Consider the following 17876-nt stretch of genomic DNA (forward strand, 5'->3'; position numbering starts at 1 on the left):
TCAGTGAACCTCGACCACATCGCCCTGCAACCGCTGCAAGGCATCGGTTACCGGCTGCGGCAGCAATTGGCGCAGGCAGTTGTAGTGGCCGAAGCGGCAGGTGCGATCAAAACACGGGCTGCAATCCAGGCCCAGGCGCACCACTTCGACCTTGTCGGCCAAGGGCGGGGTGAAGCCTGGGGACGTGGAGCCGTACACCGCTACCAGCGGGCGGTTCAGCGCCGCCGCCACATGCATCAGGCCGGAGTCGTTGGACACCACCGAGTCGGCGCAGGACAACAAGTCGATAGCCTCGGCCAGGGACGTGTCGCCACTGAGGTTCACCGCCTCTTCGCGCAGGCCGGGAATCAGGCGCTGACGAATATCTTCACCTACCGAATGATCGTTCTTCGAACCGAACAGCCACACCTGCCAGCCTTCGCGGATCTTGGTCTCGGCGACCTTGGCGTAATGCTCCGACGGCCAGCGCTTGGACTCGCCAAACTCGGCGCCAGGGCACAAGGCCAGAACCGGCCGATCAAGGGTGAGGCCGAACTTGGCCAGCGCCGCATCGCGGGTCACCGGGTCGATCTGCAAGCTGGGGCGCGGGTACGGCGTGGGCAATTGCGCGCCGGGCTCGTAGGCCAGGGCCATGAAGCGCTCGATCATCAGCGGGTAGCGGGCTTTATCCAGGGTGCGTACGTCATTGAGCAGCACATAGCGAAACTCACCGCGCCAGCCGGTGCGCTTGGGGATGCCGGCAAAAAAAGGCACCAGCGCCGACTTGAGCGAGTTGGGCAACAGGATCGCCTGGTCGTACTGGCCGGCCATGGATTTGCCGATGCGTCGGCGGGTCGCCAGTTCCAGGGCACCGTGGCCGAGCGGAAAGCTCAAGGCCTTGCGCACCTCGGGCATGCGCTCCAGGATCGGCCGGCTCCACTCAGGGGCGAGCACGTCGATCTGGCAGTCTGGATAGCGCTGGCGCAGGCACTGGAAAAGTGTCTGTGCCATCACCATGTCACCGACCCAACTGGGCCCAACGATCAGAATATTCATGTAGTTTCCACAAACGATGCGGGGAGGCTTATGCCTCCCCGCCTCGATAATGACTGTAGATCGCGGCGCGCCAGGGAGCATCTTTATGTGGGAGCTGGCTTGCCTGCGATTGCATCACCTCGGTATCACTGATAAACCGAGGCGCCTGCATCGCGGGCAAGCCCGGCTCCCACATTAATCCGCATCCCATATAAAAATTGGCGTCGCCCAATCAGTCGAGTTTCAATTTAAGCCCAGCGCTTGCCAGATTCGCATCACCTGTCGCCGTTCGTCGGCAAACTGGTCCCCGGCGACCGTGCCGGCCTCGTTCTGCAAGGCCTGGCGGTGGGCGGCGGAGCGGTAGGCCTTATATACCTCACGCAGCAAATGGGCATCGGCGGCGGGCATCAGCCCGACCTGCTCAAGGCCCTCCAGAATGCGAATATTGTCGGTGTAGCGCAGCAACGATGGATGTTGCGCAGACCACGCCAAAGCCGCGTATTGCACCATAAATTCAATATCGACGATACCTCCGGCGTCCTGCTTGAGGTCGAACACCGCCGTGGCCTCGAAGGCATTGGCGCCCCTGCCGGCCGCCGTGGCCTTGGTACCCAGGTTATCGCGCATCTTGGTGCGCATCTCGCTGACCTCCTGGCGCAGCTTCGCCAAGTCCCGTTCACGCCCCAATACGTTGGCACGTACCTGCTCGAATGCATGGCCCACATCCTGGCTGCCCACCAGCACCCGTGCGCGGATGAGCGCCTGATGTTCCCAGGTCCAGGCTTCATTTTGTTGATAGCGATCGAAGGCGCCCAGGGAACTCACCAGCAAGCCGGAGGCGCCGGAAGGTCGCAGGCGCATGTCCACTTCATACAGTTGGCCGGAGTTGGTCTGGGTGGTCAGCAGGTGAATGATGCGCTGGCCCAGACGCGTGAAGAACTGCGCGCCGTCAATCGGCTTGGCGCCATCGGTCTCGGCCTGGGGGTCGCCATCGTGGATAAACACCAGATCCAGATCCGAACCATGCCCCAGTTCGATGCCGCCGACTTTCCCATAACCGACAATGATGAACCCAGGATCGCACAGGGTACCGTCCAGGCGCTGCGGCGCGCCGTGGCGGGCGACAGTCTGGCGCCAGGCCAGGGCCAGCACTTGCTCAAGAATGGCTTCGGCCAGCCAGGTGAGGTAGTCGCTGACTTTCATCAGCGGCAGGCTGCCAGCAATTTCCGAGGCCGCGACTCGCAGGCGGTGCGCCAATTTAAAGTGACGCAGGGCCTCCATTTGCTGTTCAAGGTCGTCCTCGGGAATGCGGGTGAGGCGCTCGCGCAGCTCGGCAGCCAGCTCCGGCGCCAGCGGCGGCTTGAACAGGCGGCCCTCGTTGAGCAGCTCATCGAGCAACAACGGGAAACGGGTGATCTGTTCGGCGATCCACGGGCTGGCGGCGCACAGGGTCAGCAGGCGACGCAGCGCATCCGGGTTCTCGGTGAGCAACACCAGATAGGCCGAACGCCGGGCGACGGCCTCCACCAACGGCAACACGCGCTCCAGCACCAGGTCCGGGTTGGCGTGCTCGACCGCCTGGGCCAGCAGGCGCGGAATGAATGCATCCAGACGCTCGCGCCCCAGCCGCTGCATGGCACGCAACTGCGGGCTGCCACGCAGGCCGGCCAAGGCCTTGAGGGCTTTGGGTGCATCGGTGAAACCGCCCTCGGCCAATTGACGGCATGCGGCGTCGTCATCCTGGGATTCCTCCCACAGCGGCAACCACTCACCACCGACGACCAATTCACTTTCTTCGCCTTCTTCTTCATCAGGGTCGGCAATCACTTGACGAAAGTGCCAGTCCACGCGGCCACGCCAGTACATCAGGCGTTCGTGGAACGCAGCCCAGTCGCTGAAGCCCAGCATGAAGGCGATACGCGCCTGATCTTCGGGATTGTGCGGCAGCATTTGGGTCTGGCGGTCGGCAATCGCCTGGATGGCGTGCTCGGTGTAGCGCAGGAATTCGTAGCCATTGCGCAGTTCGGTGATCACCGCAGCCGGCAGGTAACCCTGCCCCTCAAGCGTACCCAGCACGTTCAGCAGTGGGCGTTGTTGCAGGCTGAGGTCGCGGCCGCCATGAATCAGCTGGAACGCCTGGGCGATAAACTCCACCTCCCGAATGCCGCCTGAGCCCAGCTTGATGTTCTCGGCCATACCCTTGCGCCGTACTTCCTGCTGGATCAACTGCTTCATGGTGCGCAGCGCTTCGATGGCGGAAAAGTCCAGGTAGCGGCGGTAGACGAACGGGCGCAGCATATCGAGCAACTGCGCGCCGGCCACTTGATCACCGGCCACTACGCGCGCCTTGATCATGGCGTAGCGTTCCCAATCCCGGCCCTGATCCTGGTAGTACTGCTCCAACGCGTTGAAGCTGAGCACCAGCGCACCGGCCGAGCCGTAGGGACGCAGGCGCATATCCACACGGAAGACAAAACCGTCGACCGTCATAGGATCCAGGGCCTTGATCAATTTTTGACCAAGACGAATAAAGAATTCCTGATTGTCCAGGGAGCGCTTTACCCCCACCGTCTCGCCGCCTTCGGGGTAGGCAAAAATCAGGTCGATATCCGAAGAGAGATTCAGCTCCACCGCACCGAGCTTGCCCATGCCGAGGATGACCATATGCTGCGCCTCACCGCTGCGCCGCCCGGTCGGCGTGCCGAACTGCGCGCAGTGGCGCTGGTACAGCCATTGGTAGGCCAGGTCGATGCTGGCGTCGGCCATGTCGGAAAGGTCGCGACAGGTTTGCACCAGGTCGGCCTGGCGCGTCAGGTCGCGCCAGATGATGCGCACCTGCTGGCGCGTGCGCTGGCGGCGCAGCACGCGGCCCAACTCATCTTCTGTTTCGGCCTGTTGCACGGCGCCGGCAATCTGGCTGCACAGCTCACCGGGCGCAAAGCTGCGGTCCAGCTCACCCCAGGCCACCAGTTCGAGCAACATCAAAGGGTCACGAACACTCTGTTCAATGACAAAATCACTGGCAGCGCACACGCGGGCGAAGTCGGCCCACCGTTGCGGCGTCCACGCAGAAAGGCCATGATCGTCGTCCAGCGCGGCCACCGCGTCACGAAATGACTGCTCGGCCCGCTGGGCATAAGGCAAGAGAATGGCCGGCAGTTCGGCCAGCGTTGGAAGGCTCATGGTCTATCCTTGATCGGCGTGTAATTGGCGTGTAGTTGTGAACGCAAGAGCCATGCTCGATGAAGGACTGTCGAACAAAAGTTAGAAATAGCTGAAATTAAATTAATCTTGGCAGGCAACATCAAACTTTCACCTTTTCTTGTTCGCAATAGACCAACAATAACGATTATGCTCACCAGCAAGACCGAGCCATACGCTCAGTCTTGTGTAGTTTTACTACTCGTATATACATTCGAAAGGCTGAAATGGCCGACGATTTGTAGTAAAACTACAGGACGCCGAAGCAACCTTCGGCCATCCAAGAATTTATGTCGTCTGCCCACAAGGCCAGTCGCAAACTTCAGGCAACCGATTCTGGTAGCCTTTCCGCCCTGGAGCAAGCCATGCAAGACCTCGATCCCGTCGAAACCCAGGAATGGCTGGACGCCCTGGAATCGGTTCTCGACAAAGAAGGCGAAGACCGTGCTCACTACCTGATGACCCGTATGGGCGAACTCGCGACCCGCAGCGGCTCGCAACTGCCTTACGCCATCACTACGCCATACCGCAACACCATCCCCGTTACCCACGAAGCACGCATGCCTGGCGACCTGTTCATGGAACGCCGCATTCGCTCGCTGGTACGTTGGAACGCCATGGCGATGGTAATGCGCACGAACTTGAAAGATTCGGACCTGGGCGGTCACATTTCCAGCTTCGCTTCCAGCGCCACCCTGTATGACATCGGCTTCAACTACTTCTTCCAGGCCCCGACCGACGAACACGGCGGCGACCTGATCTACTTCCAGGGCCACACCTCGCCAGGCGTCTACGCCCGTGCGTTCATGGAAGGTCGCATCAGCGAAGAGCAAATGAACAACTTCCGCCAGGAAGTCGACGGTCAGGGCCTGTCGTCCTACCCGCACCCTTGGCTGATGCCTGATTTCTGGCAGTTCCCGACCGTTTCCATGGGTCTGGGCCCGATCCAGGCGATCTACCAGGCACGCTTCATGAAGTACCTGGAAGCCCGTGGCTTCATCCCGGAAGGCAAGCAGAAAGTCTGGTGCTTCCTGGGTGACGGCGAGTGCGACGAGCCGGAATCCCTGGGGGCCATTTCCCTGGCCGGCCGCGAGAAGCTCGACAACCTGATCTTCGTCATCAACTGCAACCTGCAGCGCCTCGACGGCCCGGTTCGCGGCAACGGCAAGATCATCCAGGAACTCGAAGGCGTGTTCCGTGGTGCTCAGTGGAATGTGACCAAGGTCATCTGGGGCCGTTTCTGGGACCCACTGCTGGCCAAGGACGTGGACGGCATCCTGCAACGTCGCATGGACGAAGTCATCGACGGCGAGTACCAGAACTACAAGGCCAAAGACGGCGCGTTCGTTCGCGAACACTTCTTCAACACGCCTGAACTCAAGGCGATGGTTGCCGACCTGTCCGACGACGAAATCTGGAAGCTCAACCGTGGCGGCCACGACCCGTACAAGGTCTACGCGGCGTACCACGAAGCGGTCAACCACAAAGAACAACCAACCGTCATCCTGGCCAAGACCATCAAGGGTTATGGCACCGGTGCCGGCGAAGCGAAGAACACCGCGCACAACACCAAGAAAGTCGATGTCGACAGCCTGAAGTTGTTCCGCGACCGCTTCGACATTCCGGTCAAGGACGAAGAGCTGGAGAACCTGCCGTTCTTCAAGCCTGAGCCAAACAGCGCCGAGGCCCGCTACCTGAGCGAGCGCCGCAGCGCACTGGGTGGCTTCGTGCCACAGCGCCGCGCCAACAGCTTCAGCGTACCGACGCCGGACCTGAGCACCCTCAAGGCCATCCTTGACGGCTCGGGCGACCGTGAAATCTCCACCACCATGGCCTTCGTGCGCATCCTCGCGCAATTGGTCAAGGACAAGGACATCGGCCCGCGCATCGTTCCGATCATCCCGGACGAAGCCCGTACCTTCGGTATGGAAGGCATGTTCCGTCAGTTGGGCATCTACTCCTCCGTCGGCCAGCTCTACGAGCCAGTCGATAAAGACCAAGTGATGTTCTACAAGGAAGACAAGAAGGGCCAGATCCTCGAAGAAGGCATCAACGAAGCGGGCGCAATGAGCTCCTTCATCGCTGCCGGTACTTCGTACTCCAGCCACAACCAGCCGATGCTGCCGTTCTACATCTTCTATTCGATGTTCGGCTTCCAGCGTATTGGCGACCTGGCCTGGGCAGCAGGCGACAGCCGTACCCGTGGCTTCCTGATCGGCGGTACCGCCGGGCGCACCACGCTGAACGGCGAAGGCCTGCAACACGAAGACGGTCACAGCCATATCCTGGCTGCCACCATCCCGAACTGCCGCACCTTTGATCCAACCTACGGCTATGAGCTGGCGGTGATCATCCAGGACGGCATGAAGAAGATGACCGAAGAGCAGCAGGACGTTTTCTACTACATCACCGTGATGAACGAGTCCTACCAGCAGCCAGCCATGCCGGCCGGTGTGGAAGAAGGCATCATCAAGGGCATGTACCTGCTCGAAGAAGACACCAAGGAAGCGGCGCACCACGTACAGCTGATGGGCTCCGGCACCATCCTGCGCGAAGTGCGTGAAGCGGCGAAGATCCTGCGTGACGAATTCAACGTCGGCGCCGACGTGTGGAGCGTGACCAGCTTCAACGAACTGCGTCGCGACGGCCTGGCCGTAGAGCGCAGCAACCGTCTGCACCCTGGCCAGAAGCCAGCCAAGAGCTACGTCGAAGAGTGCCTGGCCGGCCGTAAAGGTCCAGTCATTGCCTCTACCGACTACATGAAACTGTTTGCTGAACAAATTCGCCAGTGGGTCCCGTCCAAGGAATTCAAAGTCCTGGGCACCGATGGTTTCGGCCGCAGTGACAGCCGCAAGAAGCTGCGTCACTTCTTCGAAGTCGACCGTCACTTCGTGGTGTTGGCAGCCCTGGAAGCCTTGGCTGACCGTGGTGAGATCGAACCCAAGGTGGTGGCTGACGCCATCGTCAAGTTCGGGATCAACCCGGAAAAACGCAACCCACTGGACTGCTGAGGAGATTTTTTGTGAGCGAACTCATTCGCGTACCTGACATCGGCAGCGGTGAAGGTGAAGTAATCGAGCTGTTTGTGAAGGTCGGCGACACCGTCGAAGCCGACCAGAGCATCCTGACCCTGGAGTCGGACAAGGCGAGCATGGAAATTCCTGCTCCCAAGGCCGGCGTGGTCAAGAGCCTGAAGGTCAAGCTGGGCGACCGCCTGAAAGAAGGCGACGAACTGCTGGAACTGGAAATCGAAGGCGCCGCTGATGCAGCCCCTGCGGCGGCTCCGGCTGCCGCTGCTGAACCTGCGCCTGCCGCTGAAAAACCTGCTGCCGAGGCCCCAGCGGCCCCGGCTGCTGCACCTGCCGCCGCCACCGTCCAGGACATTCACGTCCCGGACATCGGCTCGTCGGGCAAGGCCAAGATCATCGAGCTGCTGGTCAAGGTCGGCGACACCGTCGAAGCCGATCAGTCGCTGATCACCCTGGAGTCCGACAAGGCCTCCATGGAAATCCCTTCGCCGGCTGCCGGCGTAGTGGAAAGCATCGCGGTCAAGCTGGAAGACGAAGTCGGCACCGGTGACTTCATCCTCAAGCTGAAAGTACAAGGCGCTGCCCCGGCCGCCGCTCCAGCACCGGCGGCTGCTCCGGCTGCCAAGGCTGAAGCCGCTCCGGCCGCTGCTGCCCCGGCACCTGCTGCAAAAGCCGAGGCCACACCGGCCCCTGCTGCTGCCGCACCTGCGCCAAGCGGTGCCAAGGTGCACGCCGGCCCTGCCGTGCGTCAGTTGGCCCGCGAGTTCGGCGTCGAGCTGAGCGCCGTCTCGGCCAGCGGCCCGCACGGTCGTGTGCTGAAGGAAGACGTGCAGGCTTACGTCAAAGCCATGATGCAAAAGGCCAAGGAAGCACCGGCTGCCGGCGCGACGGGCGGCTCGGGCATTCCGCCGATCCGTACCGTGGATTTCAGCCGCTTCGGCGAAACCGAAGAAGTGCCGATGACCCGCCTGATGCAAATCGGCGCGGCCGGCCTGCACGCCAGCTGGCTGAACATCCCGCATGTGACTCAGTTCGACCAGGCCGACATCACCGACCTGGAAGCTTTCCGCGTTGCGCAGAAAGCCGTGGCCGAGAAGGCCGGCGTGAAGCTGACCGTGCTGCCACTGCTGCTCAAGGCCTGCGCGCACCTGCTCAAGGAACTGCCGGACTTCAACAGCTCGCTGGCGCCAAGCGGCAAGGCGATCATTCGCAAGAAGTACGTCAACATCGGCTTTGCCGTCGACACTCCGGATGGCCTGCTGGTACCGGTCATCAAGAACGTCGACCAGAAGAGCCTGCTGCAACTCGCTGGTGAAGCGGCTGCGCTGGCTGCCAAGGCCCGCGACAAGAAGCTCACCCCGGATGACATGCAGGGCGCCTGCTTCACTATCTCCAGCCTCGGGCACATTGGCGGCACTGGCTTCACGCCAATCGTCAACGCGCCGGAAGTGGCGATCCTGGGTGTTTCCAAGGCCACCATCCAGCCTGTGTGGGACGGTAAAGCGTTCCAGCCCAAGCTGATGCTGCCACTGTCGCTGTCCTACGATCACCGTGTGATCAACGGCGCCGCCGCGGCACGCTTCACCCAGCGCCTGAGCCAGTTGCTGAACGACATCCGTACCATCCTGCTGTAAACCGCAGGGCCTTCCTTGTACTGGGAAGGCCCCGCCGCACCGATTTCCGAGCGCCACGCTCGTACCTCAACCCCGCCGCTTGGCGGGGCTTTTTTTTGTGCGCTCGGTGTACGCACAGAACAGGCTTGTACACCTTCTGTCACTTCGATTGCAGAAATCCCCCGCACGGCCGATAACTGCCTTATAGCACTTAGCCTTCATCCTCTCTTGTCAGTGCGTGCCGCATGATGCAACCTTGCCGCAGGCGACAGTAAAGAGGGCGTGAGCCGGGCGCCACGCGCATTTTCCCAAGCGAGTTCCCCCATGAAAAGCCAACCCGATGTCGCCCGTATGGCGGCCGAGGTAGTGACGCAATTACCGGTGCCTTCGCGCCTCGGTATGCTGCGTTTCGAGCGGCTTAATGAGGCAAGCTGGGCCCTGCTGTACCTCGATCCCAATTGCGAGCGCCAGTTCGGCCTGCCAGCTGTGGAACTCTGCGCGCTGATCGGCACGCCCTAGGCCAGCCTGATGGAGCCCCAGGCCCGCTATCAGCTGCACGACGCAATCCAGCAGCAACTGACCCACAGCCCCCATTACCTGGTGCGCTATACCCTACACACCCACGACGGCCCGATGAGCCTGCTGGAAATGGGCGAGGCCTACAAACAACACAACCGCCATCTGCTGCGCGGCTACCTGATGGTGGTCGACGGGCTGTTCAGCGATACCACCGCGCCCGCCCCGACCGCTGACCTGGAAAACCAGAACAGCCGCCTGCAGATCGCCCTGGAACTCAACCAGCGTGCGCAGCAGGAACAGTTGCAACACCTGGAACGGGTGCGCGCCCAGCAGGAGCTGATCCTGCTGCTGGCCCGACAGCGCTACACCACGCCCAATTCGCTGCAAGAAGCCGCTGAGCTGATCACCCGTAGCGCGTGCGACATTTACCAGATCGACTGCGCCAGCATCTGGCACCTCGAAGGCCAACATCTGGTGCCTATCTCGGCGTACCACCGCGCCGACCAACAGCACCGCCTGCCCCAAGCCATCGACGCCAGCGGTTTCCCGGATTATCTGGAAGCCCTGCACTCCAGCCGCGCCATCGACGCCACCCATGCCCAACGTGACCCGCGCACCCGGGAAATGGCCGAAAGCCTGCGCGCCAACGATATCCACGCGATGCTCGACGCCAGTATTCGTGTCGACGGCCAGGTCGTCGGCGTGCTGTGCCTGGAACAAAGCGGCAGCTCACGTGCCTGGCAGTCCGATGAAATCGCGTTTGCCGGCGAGCTGGCAGACCAGTTCGCGCAAGTCATCAACAACCACAACCGCCGTACCGCCACCAGCGCCCTGCACCTGTTCCAGCGTGCTGTGGAACAAAGCGCCAATGCCTTTCTGCTGGTCAATTGCGACGGCGTGGTGGAGTACGTCAACCCCAGCTTCACCGCAATTACCCAATACAGCGCGGAAGAAGTCCACGGCCATCGCCTGGCGCAACTGCCGGCCCTGGAAAATCTCAGTGAGTTGCTGTTCGACGCGCCGTCGGCCCTGGCCAAAAGCAACAGCTGGCAAGGCGAGTTCAAAAGCCGGCGCAAGAACCTGGAGCCCTACTGGGGCCAGTTGTCGATTTCCAAGGTGTATGGCGATAACCGCGAGCTGACCCACTACATCGGCATCTACGAAGACATCACCCAGACCAAGCTGGCGCAACAGCGCATCGAGCGTCTGGCCTACACCGACAACCTGACCAACCTGGGCAACCGACCGGCGTTCATCCGTAACCTCGACGAACGCTTTGCCCGCGACAGCGACAGCCCGATCAGCCTGCTGCTGGTGGACATCGACAACTTCAAGCGCATCAACGACAGCCTCGGCCACCAGACCGGCGACAAGTTGCTGATCAGCCTCGCCCGCCGTTTGCGCAATAGCTTGAGCAGCGGTGGCAGCCTGGCACGCTTTGCCAGTAACGAGTTCGCAGTGCTGTTGGATGATTCCGACCTGGAGACCGGCCAGCAGGTCGCCAGCCAGTTGCTGGCCACGCTCGACAAGCCGATGTTCGTCGACAACCAGTTGATCAGCGTCACCGGCTCCGTGGGCCTGGCCTGCGCGCCGCTGCATGGCCGCGACCCGCAGACGCTGATGCGTAACGCAGGGCTGGCGCTGCACAAGGCCAAGGCCAACGGCAAACACCAGGTGCAAGTGTTTACCGAAGCGTTGAATGCCGAAGCCAGCTACAAGCTGTTCGTGGAAAACAACCTGCGTCGCGCCCTGACCCAGAACGAGCTGGACGTGTTCTACCAGCCCAAACTGTGCCTGCGCAGCGGCCGTCTGCTGGGCATGGAAGCGCTGTTGCGCTGGAACCACCCGGAAAAGGGCATGATCCGCCCCGACCAGTTCATCAGCGTGGCCGAAGAGACCGGGTTGATCATTCCGATCGGCAAATGGATCGCCCGCCAGGCGTGCCGCATGAGCAGGCAGTTGAGCGCCGCCGGCATGGGCAATTTGCAGGTGGCGATCAACCTGTCGCCCAAGCAATTTTCCGATCCGGACCTGGTGACCTCGATTGCCACCATCCTCAAGGAAGAACAGCTACCGGCCAACCTGCTGGAGCTGGAGCTGACCGAGGGTTTGCTGCTGGAAGCCACCGAAGACACGCGCCTGCAACTGGACCAGTTGAAAAGCTTTGGCCTGACCCTGGCCATGGACGATTTCGGCACCGGTTACTCGTCGCTGAGCTACTTGAAAAAATTCCCCATCGACATCATTAAGATTGATCGCAGCTTTATCCACGAGATCCCGGATAACCAGGACGACATGGAAATCACCTCGGCAGTGATCGCCATGGCTCACAACCTCAAGCTCAAGGTGGTGGCCGAAGGCATCGAGACAGCCGAACAGTTGGCGTTCCTGCGCAGACACCGCTGCGATGTCGGCCAGGGCTACCTGTTCGACCGACCGATCCCCGGTGCAGAGCTGCTGACAATGCTTAAACGCTACCCGCGCGGGCCAATCGCCTGACAGCGCTGTAACACTCGGGCACACTGACTGTCTGACAATTTACTGTTACTCAACCTGACGAGAGGACTGATCATGGTCTTGCGCTCGGAAATTCTGGTGAACAAAAACGTGCTGCCTACTCAAGAACAAGCTTTGCCTGGCCGTGAAACCCCGATGAAGCTGCCGGAAACGCACTTCGTCAACGGCAACCCGCTGCTGGGTCCGTTTATTGATGATGTCGGTTTTGCGATCTTCGGCCTGGGTTGTTTCTGGGGCGCTGAACGTAAATTCTGGGAACGCGACGGCGTGGTCAGCACGGTGGTCGGCTATGCCGGCGGTTTCACGCCGAACCCGACCTACGAAGAAGTCTGCTCAGGCCTGACCGGCCACAGCGAAGTGGTGCTGGTGGTGTATGACCAGGCCAAGCTCAAGTATGAAGACCTGTTGAAGATGTTCTGGGAACTGCATAACCCGACCCAGGGCATGCGCCAGGGCAATGATATTGGCAGCCAATACCGCTCGGTGATTTATGCCACCACGCCTGAACAACTGGCGGCGGCCAAAACCAGTGCCGAGGCTTATCAGCAAGAGCTGAACAAGGCCGGCCTGGGTGAGATCACCACGGAAATCGAAGAAGCACCGACGGTGTACTTTGCCGAGGCGTATCACCAGCAGTACCTGGCGAAGAACCCGCAGGGTTACTGCGGGATCGGCGGCACAGGCGTGACCTGCCCGATCTAAGGTCAACATAGAACCAAATGTGGGAGTGGGCTTGCTCCCGATTGCGGTGTGTCAGTTACAGAAGTACTGACTGACACTCAGCAATCGGGAGCAAGCCCCCTCCCACATTTAGTTTTGTGTGTGGCCTGAGCGCTGACTATTCAGCGATAAGCCAATCCATCTGCCAGCCACCTTGGGTCTGGCCAAGCTTCTTGGACAGCCACGGCAGCAACTCACGCAACTCCTCTTCCAGACCCCACGGCGGGTTGGCAATCGCCAGGCCCGAGCCGGTCAGGGTGTTGGGCGTGTCCAGTGGATGCACCAGCAGTTCCACCCGCAGCAACTTCGGCGCACCGGTACCGGCCAGGTCCTGGTAGAAGCGGCGCAACATGCGCTGGTCCTTCACCGGGTACCAGATCGCCGCGACCGTCTGGCGCATGCGGCTGACGGCTTCCTTGAGGGACGCCGCACAACGCTGCATTTCGTCGAGCTTCTCGAACGGCGGATCGATCAGCATCAACGCGCGTTTTTCCGGCACCGGCAACAGGGCACGCGGCACATGCCAGCCTTCGCCCAGATGCACTTTGACCCGGCGATCACCCTTCATATTGTCCTTGAGCAGCACGCCATCTTCGGGGTGCTTCTCGTTGAGCAGCACACGGTCCTGGGGACGCGTGAGGCGTCGCGCCAGCTCCGGCGAGCCCGGGTAGTAGCGCAACTGGCCGTCCGGGTTCATCTCGTGCAGCACGCGCATGTAGTCCGCGGTGAGCGGCGGCAGGTCGCTTGCGCCCCACAGGCGAGCGATGCCTTCCAGGTATTCACCGGTGCGGTTGGCCTGGTCGCCCTGCAAGTCGTACAGGCCAATGCCGGCATGGGTGTCGAGGTAGGCGAACGGCTGCTCCTTGCGCGACATCAGGGCGATGAGGCGGGTCAAGGTCAGGTGTTTGAAGACATCGGCATGGTTGCCGGCGTGAAAGGCGTGACGATAATTCATGGTTGCTCCTGCGCAGGGGGCGAAGTTTACCTTCTACCGGTGCAAAGGTGCAGGGCCGCATGGCGGGCGGTACGGATATCACGCGAGCCTCATGGGTTTAACTCAGTTGTACGCCAAGGTAGTCCGCCACCTCGGCATGGCTGATATCCGGCCTGCGTGCGAAGTAGGCGACCTTGTGCTGCAGGATCGTGGGTGTAAACGCAGTGTATAAGTCGGGACGCTGCTCCTGGAGCCATTGCAACAGGTTGTCGATCAGCACCTGGGGCGAGTGTTGCGCCAGGCTTGCCAACAATGGCGCCGGCACTCGCCACCAAGGGCTGGGTTTGGCCGCAGCCACCTGGCGGGGCGAGACTGCCAACGACTGTCCATTGATTAAGTAACGCTGGAATACGGGCAGCACAGTGGCGGCATCGTCACCCAACTGCTGAAACATCGGCAAAAACTGCGCGCCATCCCAGAAGCGCAAAAATACCGGCTGGTCTTCAGGCAGGTACACCTGGGTCAAACCCTTCAAGTGATCGATCACAACCTCCAACGGGCACGAAGACACCGCCAGCCAGCCCCAGTCCACGGCCTGGGTGGTGGCTACCCAGTCGAGAAAAGCACTGCCAGGCTCGACAACGCCAACATAAGGCATCACCTCATTCCAATCGGCATAGGGCGTGCCCGCCCACACCGGTTGCGGCGGTGGTGCGACCGCCATGGTTTGCCAGGCTGCAAACGGCTTGGCCTCGCTGGTGTTGCCCATGACGACGTATAGCTGCTCATCAGGCTGCAACGGTTTTTGGGCCAGCCAGGCGCGGGGCGTCAAGGGTGAGGCCATCAGGGGAAACTCCGTGCGTGGGCGCTGATATCGCACTGCCCGTTTTTGCAGCGCTCACACTCTTCGCAAAACGGCGCACTGCGCTTGAGGCTGGCCACTTGCGCAGGGCTTAGCGGCGCGGGAATAACGGCCAACAATGTTTCCTTCACTCCCGGCATTAACGGCGGCGCCGCCGGAACAGGCGCGCCGCCCGGCTGGATTGGCACACTGCTGAATATCCCGCCCGCCGACAGCGTGATCGACTGCCCGCCCGCTTGAATCGTCACGCTGGCCCCCGCATCAATGACGATGCTTTGCCCAGCGCCCAATTGAATGGTCTGCCCGGCACGCATGTACTGCGAACCGCCGACCGCCAGATGATCATCCTGCTTGAGTTCAGTGAGGCGGTTGCCATGGGTGATGCGCCGCTCTTCACCCTGCAACTCATGGTGCGACTCGCCGCCCACCCGCACACGACGCTGGTTATCGACCTGCACCTGTTGGTCATTGAGCACATGCTGGGTCCAGTCCCGCTGGGCGCGCAGGTAGATTTCCTCGGCCCCCTTACGGTCTTCGATGCGCAGTTCGTTGTAGCCTCCACCGCCCGGGCTGCTCTGGCTACGCAGGATACTGCGGGTCTTGTCCGCCGGCAGGTCGAGGGGCATCGGCGTGGCGGCATTAGGCAGGCACCCCACCACCAGCGGCATATCCAAATCACCATTGACGAAGCCCACCAGCACCTCCATGCCGACCCTGGGGATCAGCACCACACCATAGCGGTCATGGGCCCAGCCGCTGGCCACCCGCAGCCAGCAACTGGAATGATCGTTGTGCTCGCCGATGCGATCCCACGCCATCTGCACCTTTACCCGTCCGTATTCGTCGCAATGGATCTCACTGCCAACCGGGCCAGTGACCACTGCGCTTTGGTAACCCGATATCGTCGGGCGCGGCTGCTCAGCCAAGGGCGGGCGAAAGATTGCATCCCACGGCGTGGCAACAAAGGTGTTGCCATACCCCTGACGAAACGCCCCGCCAACCACCTCGGTGACCGCTTCCTCCAGCACCTGGGGCTGTTTGCCTTCGTGGGTGACTTGGGTGACCAACCATAAGTCATTCCACTCCTCGCGCGGGTGCTCCCTCAATTGCAGGAACCTGCCGCCGGCCAAGGCCGGCTCGTCGCTTTGCCCCTGGGCGATGCGGTAGTCGCTGCGGTGCCGCTCCAGGCTACGCTGGGCGAGGTATTTGCCATGGGCCCGGTCGGAAAAATAGCCGGGGAACTGCTGCGCCTCAAGCTTGGGCAACTGCGCGTCGGCCGCCGTGCTTTGCAGCTCGAGGTGCGGTTTGCAAAAATCGTAATCGCGCAGATTGACCGCCGTGGTGCGGGCTGCCAATTGCAGTGTGAAACGCTTGATCGCCGACGCCTGGGCAACCATGCCCGACCCAGGCCGGTACGGCGTGGGCTGATCGACCTGGGCAAATACCGTCTGGTCATCGCCAAACACCAGCAAATGAGCATCGGGGCAATGCTGAAAGTGATAGTGAACGCCGACTTCGGCACACAGGCGTTGGATGAACGCCAGATCCGTCTCACCGAATTGCACACAATACTCGCGCTCAGGGTATTGACCGCTCAGCCGGAACTCAAAGCTGTCACTGTGGATGCCCTGCCCCGCCAACACCTGCGCAACGATCTGCGGCACCGTCTGATGCTGGAAAATCCGCTGATGACTGCTGTGCGCCAGATACGCCAGGTGCGGCGCCAGGCTGAGCTGGTAGCGTGTCAGGCGCCGTCCGGAATCGCCTTGGGCGACCCGGTACACCAGGCCATGCACACCATGGCCGCGGTCATCGAAACCCAGGTATACCTGACGATGCAGCAAGCTCTCCAGGTCGATATTCGGCTGCTCGCTGACCAGCTCAAGTTCGAAACGGTAAGGCTGGCTGATGGCCTCGGAGCCACTGAACTCATACACCTTGAGGTCACTGGGCGCCCCATCCAGGGCCAGGGTAAATGCACTTTGGTTGGCAGGAGCGAACATCCGGTGTTTCTCTGCGAAGGGTGGCAGCTGATTCTGCACCAGCTCGTAGCCGGCCTGAGCTTATGCCAGGTAAATCAGTAAGGTCCTACCACCGCCTTCATTTGATCTGGGAGGGGAGCCATGTGCTGAAGCCCCATTGCAGTAAAAATACACAGGTCTGACAGAATATTACGGCAGCCCAGTAGCCGGTTTCCCAAACACAAAACACCACCCCGAAACGCCCCTCCATAACCACGACACCGTCCCATCACCTGTTTAAATTGCGCCGCCATGTTCATTCAAAAGGAATGTTTTCATGGCAGGCAATCGCCACGCTTCGAGCCAGTCACTGTTGGGGAATGTGTAATGCCCCAGCCCTACACATTCATCAATGACCGGCAACAAACCTCTGTGGAGCTCAAGGCCAAATTACGTTTGGGCAAACAGGCCGAAACCAAGTTCGATGCGCTCAACACGCACATTCGCAATGTGGTGGTACTACCGGGTCAACTCGTCATTATCGGCGACGACACCACCGCAGCCTGCACCCTGGAAGAGTCACGCCTGATGCGAGCCGCCTGGGACATTCGCCATAGTGTGATGGCCGAAGGCGGGGATGCCTTTGCACTGCACAACTATGATTTGCTGCAAAAACTGCTGGGGTATACCTCGCTGGGAATAGGCACGGCAGGTGATGCCTGGAGCAAGCATTTGCAAGACGTTGCAAAAACCCTGGAAGACATTGATGCCCTGCATAAACAGTCGCTACGCCGGGGCGGTGGTGCCGACAGAGATGAGTTTCTTGCACGACGCCGAACACTGTTTGCAAGGCTGGACGCCCAACTGCGTAGTTTTGCTCGTTATGGCACAGAGCTGCGCAATGAAGGCTCGATCAAAAAAATGCTGGGAATCTCAACCAGAAGCTATTTGCATACGGGGGAGATAAGCCGATATCAAGAGACCATCGCACGGGTTTCGAAGACAGCGAAGCTGCTTAAAAACGGGACGCCGTTGGGGATAGCGTTGAGTACGACGGTGACAGCGCTGGAGATCAAGGAGGCATGCTCTACGGGGAGAGAGGAGAAGTGCAGGAAAGCGAAATATGTAGAGTTGGGAAAACTGAGCACAGGGGTTAGTGGAGGCTTGGCAGGTGGTTTTGGCGGCACAGCGCTGTGTATTTTTTTATTGGCTCCTAGTACTGGTCCAGGGGCTCTAGCCTGTATGTTGGTTGCCGGAGGTATCGGCGGTGCCGCAGGAGGGCATTTTGGCGGTGTGGCTGGCGAAAAGGTAGGTGAGTTTTTGTATGAGTATTGAGGAGTTCATGAATTGGCCTCCAATCATATTGGTCGCCATTAGCTCAATATCCGCAGCAATCGTCTCAAACATACTTATGTTCTTTTTGTGCTACCGAAAACTTGAGTCCATGGAAGCACTCCTGGACAGATGTCGCTTGGTCGCCTTCCACAGCAGTTATTTGAGAAATTC

At 60.7% G+C, this 17876-nt stretch carries 9 protein-coding genes and 1 pseudogene; 5 read left to right on the forward strand and 5 right to left on the reverse strand.

Features of this window, described 5'->3' with window-relative positions:
- Together waaF and glnE are read right to left on the reverse strand one after the other, a co-directional pair.
- Entirely contained in the window at positions 1-1035 is a 1035-nt protein-coding gene (waaF, locus tag E4P01_RS23105) for a lipopolysaccharide heptosyltransferase II (RefSeq protein WP_216090644.1), read from the reverse strand.
- Between the two features lie 222 nt (positions 1036-1257).
- On the reverse strand, positions 1258-4197 hold the full coding sequence (gene glnE, locus E4P01_RS23110; protein WP_216090643.1) for a bifunctional [glutamate--ammonia ligase]-adenylyl-L-tyrosine phosphorylase/[glutamate--ammonia-ligase] adenylyltransferase: 2940 nt from the start codon (positions 4195-4197) through the stop codon (positions 1258-1260).
- A 383-nt stretch (positions 4198-4580) separates the two neighbouring features.
- Between glnE and aceE the strand changes: the two genes are divergently transcribed.
- The 4 genes and pseudogenes from aceE to msrA all read left to right on the forward strand — a co-directional run bounded on the left by aceE (position 4581) and on the right by msrA (position 12595).
- Positions 4581-7226, forward strand: coding sequence for a pyruvate dehydrogenase (acetyl-transferring), homodimeric type (gene aceE / locus E4P01_RS23115; protein ID WP_003187985.1), 2646 nt, complete (start codon positions 4581-4583; stop codon positions 7224-7226).
- Between the two features lie 11 nt (positions 7227-7237).
- Entirely contained in the window at positions 7238-8878 is a 1641-nt protein-coding gene (aceF, locus tag E4P01_RS23120; protein WP_103733920.1) for a dihydrolipoyllysine-residue acetyltransferase, read from the forward strand.
- A gap of 303 nt (positions 8879-9181) precedes the next feature.
- Positions 9182-11875 (forward strand): annotated as a pseudogene (locus E4P01_RS23125) (EAL domain-containing protein).
- 72 nt (positions 11876-11947) lie between these two features.
- Positions 11948-12595: a peptide-methionine (S)-S-oxide reductase MsrA gene (gene msrA / locus E4P01_RS23130; RefSeq protein WP_216090642.1), complete on the forward strand. Its 648-nt coding sequence runs from the start codon at positions 11948-11950 to the stop codon at positions 12593-12595.
- A 136-nt stretch (positions 12596-12731) separates the two neighbouring features.
- Here the strand turns inward: msrA and rlmJ are convergent, their stop codons facing one another.
- From rlmJ to tssI, 3 genes are all read right to left on the reverse strand, one after another.
- The gene (rlmJ, locus tag E4P01_RS23135) at positions 12732-13568 is read right to left on the reverse strand and encodes a 23S rRNA (adenine(2030)-N(6))-methyltransferase RlmJ (protein ID WP_005784124.1); all 837 of its coding nucleotides are present in this window, start codon (positions 13566-13568) and stop codon (positions 12732-12734) included.
- A 97-nt stretch (positions 13569-13665) separates the two neighbouring features.
- Positions 13666-14391, reverse strand: a complete 726-nt coding sequence (locus tag E4P01_RS23140) for a DUF4123 domain-containing protein (RefSeq protein ID WP_216090641.1) — start codon at positions 14389-14391, stop codon at positions 13666-13668.
- Positions 14391-16412 carry a type VI secretion system tip protein TssI/VgrG gene (tssI, locus tag E4P01_RS23145; protein WP_216090640.1) on the reverse strand — a complete coding sequence of 674 codons (2022 nt, stop codon included), beginning with the start codon at positions 16410-16412 and terminating at the stop codon, positions 14391-14393. The genes E4P01_RS23140 and tssI overlap by 1 nt, the downstream gene beginning before the upstream one ends.
- A gap of 345 nt (positions 16413-16757) precedes the next feature.
- Here tssI and E4P01_RS23150 point away from each other — a divergent pair, with 345 nt between their 5' ends.
- Positions 16758-17705, forward strand: a complete 948-nt coding sequence (locus E4P01_RS23150) for a hypothetical protein (RefSeq protein WP_078820118.1) — start codon at positions 16758-16760, stop codon at positions 17703-17705.
- Positions 17706-17876 lie beyond the last annotated feature (171 nt).

Origin of the sequence: Pseudomonas sp. NCIMB 10586 (assembly GCF_023127895.1) — a bacterium.
GTDB lineage: Bacteria > Pseudomonadota > Gammaproteobacteria > Pseudomonadales > Pseudomonadaceae > Aquipseudomonas > Aquipseudomonas synxantha_A.

Coding starts and splice junctions, on each gene's coding strand:
- waaF (WP_216090644.1), bottom strand. CDS start 1,035: ATGAATATTCTGATCGTTGGGCCCAGTTGGGTCGGTGACATGGTGATG.
- glnE (WP_216090643.1), bottom strand. CDS start 4,197: ATGAGCCTTCCAACGCTGGCCGAACTGCCGGCCATTCTCTTGCCTTAT.
- aceE (WP_003187985.1), top strand. CDS start 4,581: ATGCAAGACCTCGATCCCGTCGAAACCCAGGAATGGCTGGACGCCCTG.
- msrA (WP_216090642.1), top strand. CDS start 11,948: ATGGTCTTGCGCTCGGAAATTCTGGTGAACAAAAACGTGCTGCCTACT.
- rlmJ (WP_005784124.1), bottom strand. CDS start 13,568: ATGAATTATCGTCACGCCTTTCACGCCGGCAACCATGCCGATGTCTTC.
- E4P01_RS23140 (WP_216090641.1), bottom strand. CDS start 14,391: ATGGCCTCACCCTTGACGCCCCGCGCCTGGCTGGCCCAAAAACCGTTG.
- tssI (WP_216090640.1), bottom strand. CDS start 16,412: ATGTTCGCTCCTGCCAACCAAAGTGCATTTACCCTGGCCCTGGATGGG.
- E4P01_RS23150 (WP_078820118.1), top strand. CDS start 16,758: ATGCCCCAGCCCTACACATTCATCAATGACCGGCAACAAACCTCTGTG.